The sequence below is a fragment of the Pseudomonas sp. P110(2024) genome (genome assembly GCF_057480795.1).
In genome coordinates this window covers 1-254 of record NZ_JBLIYT010000055.1, presented here as the reverse complement: position 1 = coordinate 254, position 254 = coordinate 1, and the positions used below count along the sequence as shown (strand labels likewise).

Genomic DNA, 254 nt, shown 5'->3' with positions numbered 1-254 from the left:
CCAAGGAACCTTCAACAAAATGCTCAAGCGGTTACACCTCAAACTCAATGCACAGGGCCAGATTGACTTGACCACCTGGTGCATCGACTCAACCGCCGTGAGGGCCACCCGAGCCTCTGCCGGAGCAGGCAAAAAAGGGGGGCTGAAGAACCAAAGGACCACGCACTTGGACGAAGCCGGGGCGGGTTGACGACGAAAATTCACATGGTCAGTGACGCCCGTGGCATCCCACTCCACTTCACGCTCTCTGGTGG

At 57.9% G+C, this 254-nt stretch carries 1 pseudogene; it reads left to right on the top strand.

The window, feature by feature from the left end:
- A pseudogene (locus AC25ND_RS26425) lies at positions 1-254 on the top strand (IS5/IS1182 family transposase); the annotation flags it as partial.